Source organism: Streptococcus sanguinis SK355 (genome assembly GCF_000212855.1).
GTDB lineage: Bacteria > Bacillota > Bacilli > Lactobacillales > Streptococcaceae > Streptococcus > Streptococcus sanguinis_A.
This window is the reverse complement of the sequence record NZ_GL890993.1, coordinates 939,477-953,662: the sequence shown is the minus strand read 5'-3', so window position 1 is coordinate 953,662 and position 14,186 is coordinate 939,477. Positions and strand designations below refer to the sequence as shown.

Here is a 14,186-nt window from a genome sequence, read left to right as displayed (position 1 = left end):
CTGCAAAGGAGAAAATCCTATGACCAATGAAACAAGAATAACCTAATTCTAAATTAAAAGGAGACTGCGCCGACTATCTGAACTCAGCTTATGTGAATACTAAAGTTGAACAGAAAGGAAATGCTATGAAAAAAACATTTATTCTAACGCTTTTAACGATTATAACTCTAGGGCTCTTCCAGCCAGCTACTGCGCTGGCTGAGGTGGCTCAAAAGCTACCATCTGGTATCGAACGTGACCAGATCGGCCAGAAAATCCAAGACTATGTCAAGGAACATGAAAAAACAACAGCCGGCATGGAGACTGCTATCTTTGACAAGAATGGTACAATTTATCAAGGAAGCTTCGGTTATATGGATAAAGAAAAAGGCATCAAGGCCGATGACGATAGCGTTTTTGAATGGGGTTCCGTGACTAAGCTGACCGTCTGGATCTCTGTCATGCAGCTCTGGGAGCAAGGTAAGATTAACTTAGAAGAAGACATCCGCACCTATCTGCCAGAGGGCTTCCTCAAAAATCTCCGCTATGACAAACCTATCACCATGTTGGATCTGATGGACCATCAGGCAGGATTTGATGAGGTAACCATGTACCTACAAGACGATAAAAGTATCGAAGAAATCCTTAAAGAACAACAACCTATCCAGTCCTTTGAACCCGGTACAGTCACAGCTTATTCAAATTACGGTGCTGGCTTGGCTGCTCTGATTGTCGAGCGGATCTCTGGTCAGACTTTTGCCGACTATGCCCATGAGCATATTTTCCAACCACTGGGCATGGATAAAACGGCTATTTTGCCGGATCTATCAGACAATTCCTACGTTCAGAAAAAGCGTCAAGAAACCAAAGGATACGACACTAAAGGAAACTTACTGAGCAAGGACCATTTCATCACTAGCATCTATCCTATCGGAGCGGCTACTGGCACCTTGAAAGACTTGGAGAAGTTCGCCCAAGCCCTGCTGGCTCGCAAGACGCTCTTTGAGCGCCCAGAGACCTGGAACACCCTCTATACTGCCAGTTCCACCTACCCTGACACGGATATCATCCGCAATGCTCATGGCTTTTGGGCCAACGAATACGGTACTACTGTGTTAGGCCACGGCGGAAATACAGCTAGCGCTACTTCACGAATAATGTTGGACTTGGAACACGGTATCGGCTATGTCGTCATGACCAATCAAGGTACAGAGCAAAATTATAATTTCCAAATGCCAGAGCTCGTCTTTGGATCGCGCAAAACGGCCAGCAAGGAAACCAAAGAGCAGTTCAGTCCAGGCTATTATCGCACTCTGCGTAACTTTAATCAAGGCCCTCTAGCTATCTTTAAAATGATTCCAGCCTCCGCAGACTACTTGCAGGAACCATCTGACGATCAGCGATTGCCAAACAACTTCTGGACCATTTATCAGAGCCAAGGCAAGACCCGTATCGCAGTGGCTGTCGCAGACTATGAGAAAGTCTCTGACTTTGATTTCTTTAAAGACTATGTTGTTCTAGGCTTGGCCGGACTTGGTATCATCTACGCCCTCGGCCTGCTCATCATCAGCCCGCTTCTAGGAGTCTATCGGCTTATCTTTCGCAAGAAACAAGACCAGCCAGACCGCACTTGGAAGGTCTGGAACCTCCTAACAGCTGTTGGTATTTTGGCTGTCCCAATCAATCTCTTTCTGCTATTCATGTCAGCAACTTCAGGAGATTTCAGCGAAATCGCTCAGTGGCGCTACATGCTCTTTGCTGCTTTGGGACTCCTGCTAACCGCAGCCGCTCTGTTACCTCTCTTCAGAAAGTCCAGAGAAAAGCTCAGCAAAGGCCGCCTCTTCCTAACATCCGTGACCAGCCTATCTGCCTTAGCAGTGGCCGCTAATATCCTCTATTGGTCTCTATATCAGTGGTGGGTATTCTAATATGAAAGGAGCCAGCTATGAAAAAAACATTTTCCCTAATCCTTTTAACTCTTTTGACTTTAGGACTCTTTCGACCAATTACCACACTGGCTGAAGAGCAGAAACTCCCATCTGGCATTGACCGCAACCAAGTTGGACAAAAAATCGAAGACTATGTCAAGGAGCATGAAAAGACGACTGCCGCTATGGAAACGGCAGTATTTGACAAGGATAGCACCATTTACCAAGGCAACTTCGGTTATATGGATAAAGAAAAAGGCATCAAAGCTGACAACAGCAGCGTCTTTGATTGGGGCTCTGTGACCAAGCTGACCGTCTGGATAGCTGTCATGCAACTCTGGGAACAAGGAAAGATTGACCTAGAGGAAGATATCAAGACCTACCTGCCAGAGAATTTTCTTAAAAATCTACACTTCGACAAAGCTATCACGATGCTGGATCTCATGAATCATCAGACGGGATTTGATGAATCTCTGTCTTACACAAAAGGTGATAAAAATATAGAGGAAAATCTACGCATGCTCCAGCCTGTCCAGTCCTTTGAACCTGGAACAGTAACCTCTTATTCCAACTATGGTGCTGGGCTAGCTTCTCTGATTGTCGAGCGGATTTCCGGCCAGACCTTTGCTGACTATACCCACGAGCATATCTTCCAGCCGCTTGGCATGGACAAGACAGCTCTCCTACCGAACTTATCTGATAATCCCTATGTCCAGAAAAAACGCCAAGAGTCTAAGGCCTATGATACAAAGGGAAATTCACTAGGGACAGCTTTTTATGAATATGGTCTCTACTCAATTGGCCAAGCAGCCGGTACCTTGGAGGATTTACAGAAATTTGCTCAGGCTCTGCTGGGGCGCAAGGCTCTCTTTGAACGTCCAGAAACTTGGAATACCCTCTACAATCCCACTTCGACCTATCCAGGTACAAACATAGCCCGCAATGCCCACGGTTTTTGGATCAATGAATACGGAGTCAGCATCATTGGTCACGGCGGCAATACTGATGGTTTCAGTTCTCGTCTCATGCTAGACTTGGAAAGTGGCATCGGCTACATAGTCATGACCAATCAAAGCATGGAAGAGAATTACAACTACCAAATGCCTGAACTGGTTTTCGGAAGACGTAAAACAGCTGACGAAGATACACAAAAGCAGTTTACACCAGGCTACTACCTTTCTCCACGTACCTTTCTCCATGGCCCCCTGTCCTTTCTAAGACTCATGACGCCCTCAATAGAAAAGATTGACAATCCTGCTCAGAACCGAATCTTGAGTACCAATTTTTGGACCATCTATAAGAGCAAGGGAAGGATTACAATTCCCGTCGCTGTGGTGGACTATGAGAAAATCTCTGCTTTCGACTTCTATAAGGACTATATCATCTTAGGATTAGGCATCCTTGGAATTGTCTATAGTTTTGGAACGCTCATCATCAGCTTTTTATTAGGAGCTTATCGCTTGATTTCCCGAAAAACGGTTGAGCGCACTGACCGCACTTGGAAGATCTGGAATCTACTGACTTCCCTTGGTATTCTGGCGGTTCCCCTAAACCTACTAATGATTATGATACCTTTGATGTCAGATGACCTTGATTCTCTAGCTCCTTGGCGCTACATGCTCTTTGCTGCCTTGGGACTCCTACTAACCGCTGCTGCTCTGCTGCCGCTCTTCAGAAAATCCAGAGAAAAGCTCAGCAAGGGCCGCCTCTTCCTGACAGCAATGACCAGTCTATCTGCTTTGGCAGTGGTTGCTAATATCCTTTACTGGTCTCTTTACCAGTGGTGGGTGCTTTGATATAAGTTGCCTGCCTTCCTTTGGGAAAGTGGGCTTTGGCTTTTTGGAAAAATATGATGTCCTCCATATTAGCTGCTTGGAGGTATGAGGGGAAGATGTAGAGAAGCAGTGTCAGGTTGACAGAATAGATAGGTGAGAAAGAGAAAACATATGCTTAGCTATCAAATAGTAACATGTCATACGTTTTTTGATTCATACTCAAGTTATTCCTGCCTAGTGTGAATTTTCATTATTTGAGTATGAATGCCAAACTGATAATTTGTTAATTTGTTCTTGAATAAAGAGGGTTAGTTCCTCAACTGTTAAGGGAATATCCTGCCTGGCATATTTTTCTAGCAGCGCGAAAATCCCTCCCATTACAAAATCAAAAATCAAGTCTAATTCTGTATTTATTTTTTCAACTTTTAAAAATGCCAGCAAATGAGGTTGCAAGGCTTGTTTGTAAGATTCATAAAAGGAAGAATCTCTGTTTAGAAATACGATTATTTCACCATAGACTTTATGAACAGTAATCAAAGATTTTATAAATTTCTCGTCTGTCAGATTTGGTTGCAGACTGATTTCAGAAATGATAGAGTGAATCAAATTGGTTTCCACTTGCTTCCTGAGATCGTAAACATCCTCAAAATAGTAGTAAAATGTCGACCTATTATAACCCGTCCTTTGACAAAGTTCTTTTACTGATATTTTATTTAAAGGCTTTTCGCGTAAAGCCTTGAGAAAAGCTTCCATAAAAAATTCTCTGGTTTCTTCTAATGCAAATAACAAACTCATGACTTTCCTTTCGGACACTTTGGGCAAAATTGTTGGTATCATTCATGGCAGATTTTGTCTATACTAGACTTATCTTATACAAATGAGGTATTGTTATGTCCAAACTGATTTCTGTTTGGTTAAAAATCTGGATTCCCATTCTCTTTGCTATGGGAATCGGTATTCTCTTATATCTTATCACAAATTGGACTACACTAGATGCTGGAAGCAGATTTGTCGCTATAATCTATGTCATGCTCCCTTTGCACTGTCTAGAGGAATGGAGATTTCCTGGCGGTTTTCATTATAACTACAACATGCTTCGGCGCTCTCGAAAGCCCGATCGCTATCCTATGAATCAATTTTCTGATATGCTGACTATTATGTTAGCTGAATTAATTGGTATTGTCTGTCTTTTCTACGGTGTCAATCAGATCATTGTCATCTGGAATCTTATCTTTTGCTTTTTTGAAATGATTGGCCACCTGATTTTTGGGTTCAGTATGTACCGACGTTTTCGAACAGTAGGAAAAAGAACCATTTATAACCCAGGTTTTGCGACAGCGGTTGTCTTTACGCTTCATGCTCTCTACTATGTTCTGAACCAGTATCCTACAAATCTCCCCGGCTTGTCAATAATCATTTTAGCCATTATCAGTGGAACAGTTCTTGTAAGCAGTGTCGTTCTTATCCCTGAGCAACTGTTCAAATCAAAAGAGACTCCTTATCCTTTTGATAGCAACCGTTATTATGAAAAATATATCGCAAGAAAAAATAACTGAGTTCCCTTCCCTATTTCATAATCTTCTTCAAAAATTCTATGAGAAGTCAAAGGCATAACTGAGCGACTAATACTCACCGAAAATCAAAAAGTGGCCTAGTTCTATTCTGCTATTTTAAGTTTGGCCTTGCGGCCAACCAGACATATCTAATGTTTGTTAGCTGTTATTTCCAACTCTATCGCGACAGAAACAATATAGATACACCTGACAAGTCTATCTGCTTTGGCAGTGGTGGGTGCTCTAAGGCAAATTTTATATATCAGTCCCTCTGGCTTTCTATTTTTTGACCACTAAATTGTATTTAGTTTTTTCTTGATTTTTTATATTTTATTTATTACAATATGAACAAGTTCATAAAATGAACGTATTCATATTTTGAAAAGGAATTTAAAAATGAAAGTAAGTAAAAAAGAGAAGAATCGTCAAGCTATTTTAGAAGTGGCAGGGGAGTTGTTTCTCTCTAAGGGCTTTGGAGCAGTTTCTATGCGAGAGATTGCAGAAGTCTGTGATATAGCTACTGGAACTCTATATAATTATTTTAAAAGCAAGGGGCAAATTTTTATTGAAATAGTCATCCAGAAGCAGTTTAAGCTGACTACAAAATTTGATGAAAATGCTGAAACTTATACAGAGCTTGTGGCAAGTATTAAAAAGCAGATTATATCTGATGTTGGCACTATAACTGAAGTTGAGAAATCCGACTGGCAGAGCATTTTTCAAATTCTCACCTCTGATACTGATTCCAGTCAATATTTGAGCAACTTGCTGTATCTTGATAGTCAATATCTTCAATCAATTAAGACTTACTTGGAAAGCAAGGCTCATCTACTGCCAGAAAACTACCCAATCGACCTCCTGCTGGAAATACTTTATAACAATTTAGGGCTTTTGGTAATCCGATATCTTTATACGGATATGCCACCATCACTTTTAATGGAAAAAGGATTGGAACAGATAGAATTTATCATGGGGCAGGGAGGAATAAAATATTGAGAGATATTTGCACACCTAAGTTTTTACAGGAACTATTTGGACGGAAAACAAGCCTGATAACCATAGCTATCACGATGACCTTCTCTTTTCTGGTAACTGGATTACTCTGGCGTCTTTCCTTGCCAGATCAGAATTGGCCATTATGGCAAATCATCACTTTTTGCCTCTTATCTGTAGATATCAGCGGAGGAGTGATCGCTAATTTATCTCAAGGGACTAATCATTATTATCAAGAGTCTGTAAAACGACGATGTATTTTCCTCCTGATTCATATTCAGCCCTTACTTCTAGCTCTACTTTTTAATCAATTTTTACTAACCTGTACTATGGTCTGGCTTGCTGCGATGATAGGCGCTCTGTTTGTTAGCGAACTACTGAAAGATTGCAGGGAGCAAGCATTAACTGGTGCTTCTATGGCGGGGTTGGGTTGCATTCTTCTTATTAGTTACAGTAAATTGCCAATCAGTATGACAGCTCTTTTATCACTTTACCTGATTAAACTTCTATTCGCTTTTAGTGTAAATCACGATATGACCGCTTGAAGTAAAGATTATAAATAAAAGTATGCGAGTCTAAAATATGATGAACAGAAAGGAATCCCTATGTTGAAAAGAATCTTTATATTTATCCTTAAAACAATCACTTGGCTGGTAGGACTCTTAGCTCTGGCCTTATTGGCTATCTTTCTCTATCACCGCTTTCAAATAGCTCAGGAAAGCAAACTCATTGAGAAGCCGATTGGTCAGCTAGTCAAGGTAGAGGGTAAGAAGCTTAATGTCTACACTGCCGGCAAGGGCAAGAAGACTTTGGTTTTCCTAGCGGGACTGGGCACCAATGCTCCGGTTCTGGATTTCAAGGCTCTTTATTCCAAGCTGGAGGACGATTATCGCATCGTCGTGGTAGAACGTCTAGGCTATGGTTACAGCGATGATGGGAACGATGACCGCTCATTGGATAGACAAGTGGAGCAGACACGTAAGGCCCTCAAAGCTGCTAAGATATCCGGTCCTTATGTTTTGGTTCCGCATTCGATTGCTGGTTTAGAAACGATTCACTGGGCCAATCATTACCCAGAAGAAGTAGAAGCTATTATCGGGCTGGATATGACCATGCCTCATACAGAGGTGGCCGACCAGCAGAAATTTTATGGCTCTTATCAGACTATCCAGCTGGGGAGAATGCTAGGCTTAGCTCGCCTACCGATTTTCTTTGATGAAAATAGCAGCCCAGCCATAAAGTCTGGGGCCCTCAATGATCAGGAAAAAGCTATCTTTAAAGCCTTGTTCCACCAGCGGTCAATCACTCAGGCGGTCATGAACGAAGTCAAGAATCGGAAGAAAAATGTTGAAACGATTAACAAAGAACCTGTGCCGCAGATTCCGACTCTTATCTTTGCGGCTGTCCAGAAAGGCGGAGAAGCTCCCAAGCTAGAGGAAGAGTTTGTCGCGCAGAATGCCCAAGCCAAACTTGTAACATTAGAAGGTTCCCACTATATCCATGATGAAAAGCCAGAGGAAATCGCCCAGCAAATAAAGGAATTCTTGAAATAATGAATCTTGAAAAGTATTTAAATTTCAGTTAGACTAAAGTTCCTATAAACATACATCCTTGAAAAAGGCTGAGACATTCATATCTCAGCCTTTTTTCTATTTCACAGATGCTCCGTTAGTTGCGACGACTTCCTTATACCAGTCAAAGGATTTCTTCTTGGAACGTTTGAGTGTTCCCTTTCCTTCATTATCTCGGTCTACATAGATAAAGCCATAGCGCTTCTTCATCTCGCCAGTGCCGGCTGATACCAGGTCGATACAGCCCCAGGTCGTGTAGCCCCACAGCACCACACCGTCCTCATTGATAGCTTCCCGCATAGCCTTGACATGGGCCGCCAGGTAGTCAATCCTGTAATCATCAGCCACATAGCCATTTTCATCTGGAGTATCCACTGCGCCCAGACCATTTTCCACGATAAACATGGGCTTTTGATAGCGATCCCAAATGGTATTAAGCGTAATGCGCAAGCCCAGAGGATCAATCTGCCAGCCCCACTCAGAAGCTTCCAAATAAGGGTTCTTGAGAGAAGCAAAGATATTGCCCTCGGTCAGCTCATTGACCTTAGGGTCGCCCGAAGCCACCCGACTCGAATAGTAAGAGAAGGAAATGAAGTCCACCGTATGCTCCTTGAGCAGCTGCAGGTCCTCTTCTGTCATTTCGACATTGATGCCCTCGCGCTCCCAAGCTGTCTTGGCGTAGTTGGGATATTCACCACGCGCCTGCACGTCGATAAAGAAATAGTTTTTCCTGTCTTCCTCTATACCAGCCCATACATCACGTGGATGGCAGGTGTTAGGATAATTTTGCCCCGCTGCCAGCATACAGCCAACCTTGTTTTCCGGGTCAATCTCATGAGCCAGCTTGGTAGCAATGGCTGACGCGACCAGCTCATGATGGGCCGCTTGGTATTTGACCTGCTCTTCATTTTCGCCTTCTTCAAAGCAGAGCCCCGCCCCCATAAATGGTGCATGCAGAATCATATTAATTTCATTGAAGGTCAGCCAGTACTTGACCAAGCCCTTGTAGCGGGTAAAGAGAGTGCGGCAGAGACGCTCGTAAAATTCCAGCATCTTACGACTCCGCCAACCACCATATTGCTCAATCAAGTGCATGGGACAGTCAAAGTGAGTAATGGTCACTAAAGGCTCAATGCCATACTTGTGGCATTCCTTAAAGAGGTCTTCGTAAAATTTCAAGCCCGCTTCATTGGGCTCCAGCTCATCCCCCTTAGGAAAAATCCTGCTCCAAGCAATGGACATACGATAGGTCTTAAAACCCATCTCACCAAAGAGGGCAATGTCCTCCTTAAAGCGATGGTACATGTCGATAGCTTCCTTGGCTGGGTAGAAATAGCCTTCCTCAAAGTCAAACATCTTTTTCTTACCCGTGATGATGGCCAGACGGTCCGCACCAATCGGCACCACATCTACATTAGCCAGCCCGCGACCATCCGCATCATAAGCGCCCTCACACTGGTTGGCAGCTGTCGCTCCGCCCCACAAGAAACCATCAGGAAAAGTCAGTTTTTCAGTCATCTTTTTGCCTCCTTGTAAATCAAACGCTTTCTTATATTATAATAAACAATCAGCAAATAAACTTCTAGCATCCTACGGAAAAATGGTACTATTCTAATCTCTATGGTGTCTGTGAGATTCGGCATTCCCGATATTCTTCAACTCATGTGGAAGCACATCAAAGTAGGTCAAGACAGTAGGACAGCCAGTTGCCGGTCAATGATGAGGGAGCTGGCATTAGGAGGGGGATCAACTAATCTGTATTTTATTTGTAATAGCATAGATATCATTGTCATCTATCAGGAACTGGCTATCATCATGAGGATCCACATAGACTGGGATAGGTCTAGGATTCTGGCTGTAAGAAATAAAATGATGCTCTCTTAAGGGAAGGCAAATGCTGGTTTGATAGGGCACTTGGTTAATTTCAAATTCAAGCCAAATCTCATGCAACTGATTATACTCTCTAAACTGTTCAGCGGGGATAACATCGATAATATAGCCGTCATAGACAGGCCCTAGTCTTCTGGCTTGAGCGAGGCTAGCCTTCTTTATCCAAGAAGCAATGATTAGAGAGAGAATCTTGCCGACTAGCAATAGACTAAAGCCAGGCAAGAAGACTATATAAAAGAAATGACGGTTTTCACTAGAAGCACTCTGATAGGGATACTCAGGATTATAGGCAATAGGGATTTGACTTTGAATTTTGGGTTGTGTAAATCTACCGAGAACAGAATGGCCTTCATAAGCCACGCCGTCTACTTGGTATTGATAGATGCTACTATAAAAAGTTAATCCTCTTCCTCCTCTACTTCCTCCGGTTTCATACACATCATAGTCAATGACTTGAGCGGATGTAGTTTTCCAACCATAAAATACGGCTCTGAATTGCCCTGTTGCAGTGATACAGATATAAGTGAGGGCTATCATAATCAGGCTTAGGTAGACTAAAGATACAATGGGATTCTTTTTACGGACCGTTCCCTCAACAATGCTGATCCTTTTTGCCGCCTTGGGTTGCGGCTTTGGCTCCTGTAGAGGATTAAAGGCCTGATAGAGGGAGCCGGCAGCGAATGCCATAAATAATAAGAATCCCAGCAATGGCATGAGTACAAGGATAGGGATTGGGATGTCATTCTTATATTGGCTCTGCTCAGGCGACTTGGGATTATAGAGAATGCTAATGGTTTCCCCAGACTTAGGCACTTCATCTTGATAGAGGTCTGAAAGCCCCTGGTAGGTTTGACCATCAACAATGTAGTGATAAATAGGGTAGTAAGCGGGTGTAGAGCGTTTTTGCGGACTGGTCGTAAACCCGCTTACCTCAGCCGTTATGGTCTGCCACCCCTGAAATCGACTCTTATACCAATTAGTGGACGAGACATCTTTCAGCATCATGAACAGAAACGACAGCCCCACGACACAGCTGAATAAAGCAAAGAGCAGTTTGTATAATTTGTTTGAACTAATATTGTCTTTTGTCATATTATCCTATTATACCATAGGTCAGGGATTTTTAGTTTTTCTATACTCATCCAAAATCAAAGTGCAATTTTTTATAAGCACCTTGGTTTAATCAATTTCACATCCGAAATAACAAACCCCCAATCTGGCATTTCTCTTCAGACCAGTGATAGATTTTCCTTATCAGTGCGATAAAAAATACATATTACTAAAGGTCTGCTATCTGTGCTACACTAGGGACATCAATTATTTAAAGGAGTGAAAGCCGTGAACTGGGACGTCGTCAGTGATTACTATCCCCTCTATCAAGAGGCCTTTCTTTTAACCATGTTCATCGCCTTTTGGGGGATTTTGGGGTCAATTGCTGTCGGATTTTTAGTCAGTCTGATTCGCTTTTACAAGATTCCAATTTTGAAGCAGCTGGCAACTGCCTATATCGAGTTTTCCCGCAATACGCCGCTGTTGTTGCAGCTTTTCTTTCTCTACTTCGGCCTGCCTCGTGTTGGACTTGTTCTATCCTCTGAGGCTTGCGCAACTATTGGGCTAATCTTTCTGGGCGGTTCCTATATGGCTGAGTCTTTCCGAAGCGGCCTTGAAGCAGTCAGCCAGACGCAGAGGGAGATCGGACTCTCTATCGGCCTACGACCAGTACAAGTCTTCTACTATGTCATCCTGCCTCAAGCTGCAGCTATTGCCCTGCCTTCCTTTAGTGCCAATATCATCTTTTTAATCAAGGAAACCTCAGTATTTTCAGCTGTTGCCTTGGCAGACCTAATGTTTGTAGCTAAGGACTTGATTGGCCTTTACTACGAGACAGATACGGCTCTGCTCATGTTGGTCATCGCTTATCTGATTATTTTGCTGCCAATTTCACTTGGCTTTAGCTGGATAGAAAGGAGGCTGCGGCGTGCAGGATTCGGGCATTCAAGTTCTCTTTCAGGGGAATAATTTCTTACGTATCTTACAAGGGCTAGGTGTTACCATTGGTATTTCCATCCTCTCGGTCATAATCTCCCTCATCTTGGGGACTATTTTTGGCATCATTATGACCTCGCACTCAAAGATCGTGCGCTTTCTGTCCAGAGCCTACCTAGAGTTTATCCGCGTCATGCCTCAGCTGGTTCTGCTCTTTCTGGTTTACTTTGGCTTAGCCAGAAATTTCGACATCAATATCTCCGGTGAGCTTTCAGCCATTATCGTCTTCTCTCTTTGGGGAACGGCGGAGATGGGTGACTTGGTACGGGGTGCCATCACTTCCCTACCCAAGCATCAGTTTGAGAGTGGTCAGGCACTGGGACTATCTCAGCGCCAGCTCTATGCCTACATTGTCATCCCACAAATACTGAGACGGCTTTTGCCGCAGGCGATTAACCTAATCACGCGGATGATTAAGACAACCTCACTCATCGTCCTTATCGGAGTCATCGAGGTCGTCAAGGTCGGCCAGCAGATCATTGACAGTAATCGTCTGTCTATCCCTTCTGCTGCTTTTTGGATTTATGGCTGCATTCTGCTGCTTTACTTCGCAGTCTGCTTCCCTATTTCTAAGCTGTCCTCTTATTTGGAAACCATCTGGAAGGAGTAACGGACATCATGTCAGAAATCATTTTAGAATTAAGGGACATTCGCAAGTCTTTCGGCAGCAATGCCATCCTTAAAGGCCTGTCTCTCTCTGTCCAAAAAGGAGAGGTCGTGGTCATCCTAGGATCATCTGGCTGTGGCAAGTCAACCCTGCTTCGCTGCATTAACGGCCTTGAAAGCATCCAATCTGGCGATATTTTACTGGACGGCCAGTCCATCCTCAGCCAGAAAAAGGACTTCCATCTCGTTCGGCAGAAGATTGGCATGGTCTTTCAAAGCTATGAGCTCTTCCCCCATTTGGATGTCCTGCAAAATCTGATTCTTGGTCCCATAAAGGCTCAGGGGCGCAAGAAGGACGAGGTCATTAAGGAAGCTGAAAGCCTGCTAGAGCGGGTCGGCCTGGCTGATAAAAAGCATAGCTTTGCTCGCCAACTGTCTGGCGGCCAAAAGCAGCGGGTGGCAATCGTCCGTTCGCTCCTCATGCACCCGGAAATCATCCTTTTTGATGAAGTAACTGCTTCGCTGGATCCCGAGATGGTCCGTGAAGTGCTAGAACTCATTAATGACCTAGCTGAAGAAGGCCGGACCATGCTGATTGTGACCCACGAAATGCAGTTCGCCCGCGCCATTGCCGATCGGATTATCTTCATGGACCAAGGTGGTATCCTCGAGGAAAATACCGCCCAACAGTTCTTCAGCCAACCAAAAACCCAGCGAGCCCAGGAATTTCTCAATGTCTTTGACTTCAGTCATCTAGGCTGACAGTTATGCCTACCCCACCACTGATGTGGCTACTCTTTGGTATCTCTGTGTTTTCTTCACATTTCCATATCTTATAAAGGAGTCTCCTATGAAATTATCTAAAACAATCTTTGCTTTAACAACCCTAACTCTGGCTTTCTTCCTTGTCGCTTGCGGAACTTCCAGCAAGAAAGATGCTGGTAACAAAGACGCAGCTTCCAGCAAAACAGTCAAGGCCCGCAGTCTTGAGGAAATTAAAAAGAGCGGTAAGCTTCGTATCGCGGTTTTCAGTGACAAGAAACCGTTCGGCTATGTAGATAACAACGGAAAATATCAAGGCTATGACATTTATCTGGGCGACCAACTAGCCAAAGATTTGGGTGTTAAGCCAGAGTACGTGCCTGTAGATGCTGCCAACCGGGCTGAATACTTAATCTCCAACAAGGTCGATATTACCCTAGCCAACTTCACTGTCACAGACGAGCGGAAAAAACAAGTTGACTTCGCCCTGCCCTATATGAAAGTATCTCTTGGAGTTGTATCACCAAAAGGCTCAGTTATCACCAAGCCTGAGCAGTTGGAAGGTAAGACCCTGATCATCACCAAAGGAACCACAGCTGAAACCTACTTTGAAAAGAACTACCCGAATATCAAGCTGCAAAAGTATGATCAGTACAGCGATGCTTACCAAGCCCTGCTGGACGGCCGCGGCGATGCCTTTTCTACAGATAATACTGAAGTCCTAGCCTGGGCACTGGAGAACAAAGGCTTTGAAGTCGGCATCACTTCGCTAGGTGATCCAGATACCATTGCCCCAGCTGTGCAGAAAGGCAATACCGAGCTACTCAACTACATCAACGACGAAATCAAGAAACTCGGCAAAGAAAACTTCTTCCACAAGGCCTATGAAGAAACCCTCCACCCAACATACGGCGAAGCAGCTAAGGCTGACGACCTAGTTGTTGAAAGCGGAGAAGTTAAATAACCCTGCTGATATAGAGCAAGAAGTTAGAAAAAACTCAATTTCTAGCCGAAATATAATAATAGTTCACATAAAAACGCATAAAATCAACACTTTTGTAATCAGTTGATTTTATTGCGTTT

13 protein-coding genes are annotated in these 14,186 nt (G+C 43.6%); 10 read left to right on the top strand and 3 right to left on the bottom strand.

Annotated elements, in window-relative coordinates:
- Positions 1-125 precede the first annotated feature (125 nt).
- Both HMPREF9389_RS06600 and HMPREF9389_RS06605 read left to right on the top strand, forming a co-directional pair.
- Positions 126-1,907 (top strand): serine hydrolase domain-containing protein, encoded by a 1,782-nt coding sequence (locus tag HMPREF9389_RS06600; RefSeq protein WP_032906368.1) that lies wholly within the window; start codon positions 126-128, stop codon positions 1,905-1,907.
- Between the two features lie 17 nt (positions 1,908-1,924).
- Positions 1,925-3,703, top strand: a complete 1,779-nt coding sequence (locus HMPREF9389_RS06605) for a serine hydrolase domain-containing protein (protein ID WP_002929229.1) — start codon at positions 1,925-1,927, stop codon at positions 3,701-3,703.
- A gap of 213 nt (positions 3,704-3,916) precedes the next feature.
- On the opposite strand, the gene HMPREF9389_RS06610 is transcribed toward HMPREF9389_RS06605, so the two are convergent.
- Complete coding sequence (locus HMPREF9389_RS06610) at positions 3,917-4,477, bottom strand: TetR/AcrR family transcriptional regulator (RefSeq protein ID WP_235787854.1); 561 nt, start codon at positions 4,475-4,477, stop codon at positions 3,917-3,919.
- A gap of 95 nt (positions 4,478-4,572) precedes the next feature.
- Between HMPREF9389_RS06610 and HMPREF9389_RS06615 the strand changes: the two genes are divergently transcribed.
- The 4 genes from HMPREF9389_RS06615 to HMPREF9389_RS06630 all read left to right on the top strand — a co-directional run bounded on the left by HMPREF9389_RS06615 (position 4,573) and on the right by HMPREF9389_RS06630 (position 7,781).
- A complete protein-coding gene (locus HMPREF9389_RS06615; protein WP_002929224.1) occupies positions 4,573-5,238 on the top strand; it encodes an HXXEE domain-containing protein in 666 nt (221 codons plus the stop codon).
- A gap of 393 nt (positions 5,239-5,631) precedes the next feature.
- Positions 5,632-6,231, top strand: a complete 600-nt coding sequence (locus HMPREF9389_RS06620) for a TetR/AcrR family transcriptional regulator (RefSeq protein WP_002929222.1) — start codon at positions 5,632-5,634, stop codon at positions 6,229-6,231.
- Positions 6,228-6,773, top strand: coding sequence for a hypothetical protein (locus HMPREF9389_RS06625; RefSeq protein ID WP_002929219.1), 546 nt, complete (start codon positions 6,228-6,230; stop codon positions 6,771-6,773). Before HMPREF9389_RS06620 ends, HMPREF9389_RS06625 begins: the two co-directional genes overlap by 4 nt.
- A 60-nt stretch (positions 6,774-6,833) precedes the next feature.
- The gene (locus HMPREF9389_RS06630) at positions 6,834-7,781 is read left to right on the top strand and encodes an alpha/beta fold hydrolase (protein WP_002929216.1); all 948 of its coding nucleotides are present in this window, start codon (positions 6,834-6,836) and stop codon (positions 7,779-7,781) included.
- A 96-nt stretch (positions 7,782-7,877) separates the two neighbouring features.
- On the opposite strand, the gene HMPREF9389_RS06635 is transcribed toward HMPREF9389_RS06630, so the two are convergent.
- Positions 7,878-9,317 carry a 6-phospho-beta-glucosidase gene (locus HMPREF9389_RS06635; RefSeq protein ID WP_002929214.1) on the bottom strand — a complete coding sequence of 480 codons (1,440 nt, stop codon included), beginning with the start codon at positions 9,315-9,317 and terminating at the stop codon, positions 7,878-7,880.
- Between the two features lie 228 nt (positions 9,318-9,545).
- Complete coding sequence (locus HMPREF9389_RS06640; RefSeq protein ID WP_002929209.1) at positions 9,546-10,781, bottom strand: DUF3592 domain-containing protein; 1,236 nt, start codon at positions 10,779-10,781, stop codon at positions 9,546-9,548.
- A 246-nt stretch (positions 10,782-11,027) separates the two neighbouring features.
- Here HMPREF9389_RS06640 and HMPREF9389_RS06645 point away from each other — a divergent pair, with 246 nt between their 5' ends.
- The 4 genes from HMPREF9389_RS06645 (at position 11,028) to HMPREF9389_RS06660 (ending at position 14,067) form a co-directional block, all read left to right on the top strand.
- Positions 11,028-11,708, top strand: a complete 681-nt coding sequence (locus tag HMPREF9389_RS06645; protein ID WP_002929208.1) for an amino acid ABC transporter permease — start codon at positions 11,028-11,030, stop codon at positions 11,706-11,708.
- Positions 11,668-12,345, top strand: a complete 678-nt coding sequence (locus HMPREF9389_RS06650; RefSeq protein ID WP_002929207.1) for an amino acid ABC transporter permease — start codon at positions 11,668-11,670, stop codon at positions 12,343-12,345. The genes HMPREF9389_RS06645 and HMPREF9389_RS06650 overlap by 41 nt, the downstream gene beginning before the upstream one ends.
- Before the next feature lie 8 nt (positions 12,346-12,353).
- Positions 12,354-13,103 carry an amino acid ABC transporter ATP-binding protein gene (locus HMPREF9389_RS06655; RefSeq protein WP_002907267.1) on the top strand — a complete coding sequence of 250 codons (750 nt, stop codon included), beginning with the start codon at positions 12,354-12,356 and terminating at the stop codon, positions 13,101-13,103.
- A gap of 88 nt (positions 13,104-13,191) precedes the next feature.
- Positions 13,192-14,067 (top strand): cysteine ABC transporter substrate-binding protein, encoded by an 876-nt coding sequence (locus tag HMPREF9389_RS06660; RefSeq protein WP_002929206.1) that lies wholly within the window; start codon positions 13,192-13,194, stop codon positions 14,065-14,067.
- Positions 14,068-14,186 lie beyond the last annotated feature (119 nt).

Coding starts and splice junctions, on each gene's coding strand:
- HMPREF9389_RS06600 (WP_032906368.1), top strand. CDS start 126: ATGAAAAAAACATTTATTCTAACGCTTTTAACGATTATAACTCTAGGG.
- HMPREF9389_RS06605 (WP_002929229.1), top strand. CDS start 1,925: ATGAAAAAAACATTTTCCCTAATCCTTTTAACTCTTTTGACTTTAGGA.
- HMPREF9389_RS06610 (WP_235787854.1), bottom strand. CDS start 4,477: ATGAGTTTGTTATTTGCATTAGAAGAAACCAGAGAATTTTTTATGGAA.
- HMPREF9389_RS06615 (WP_002929224.1), top strand. CDS start 4,573: ATGTCCAAACTGATTTCTGTTTGGTTAAAAATCTGGATTCCCATTCTC.
- HMPREF9389_RS06620 (WP_002929222.1), top strand. CDS start 5,632: ATGAAAGTAAGTAAAAAAGAGAAGAATCGTCAAGCTATTTTAGAAGTG.
- HMPREF9389_RS06630 (WP_002929216.1), top strand. CDS start 6,834: ATGTTGAAAAGAATCTTTATATTTATCCTTAAAACAATCACTTGGCTG.
- HMPREF9389_RS06635 (WP_002929214.1), bottom strand. CDS start 9,317: ATGACTGAAAAACTGACTTTTCCTGATGGTTTCTTGTGGGGCGGAGCG.
- HMPREF9389_RS06640 (WP_002929209.1), bottom strand. CDS start 10,781: ATGACAAAAGACAATATTAGTTCAAACAAATTATACAAACTGCTCTTT.
- HMPREF9389_RS06655 (WP_002907267.1), top strand. CDS start 12,354: ATGTCAGAAATCATTTTAGAATTAAGGGACATTCGCAAGTCTTTCGGC.
- HMPREF9389_RS06660 (WP_002929206.1), top strand. CDS start 13,192: ATGAAATTATCTAAAACAATCTTTGCTTTAACAACCCTAACTCTGGCT.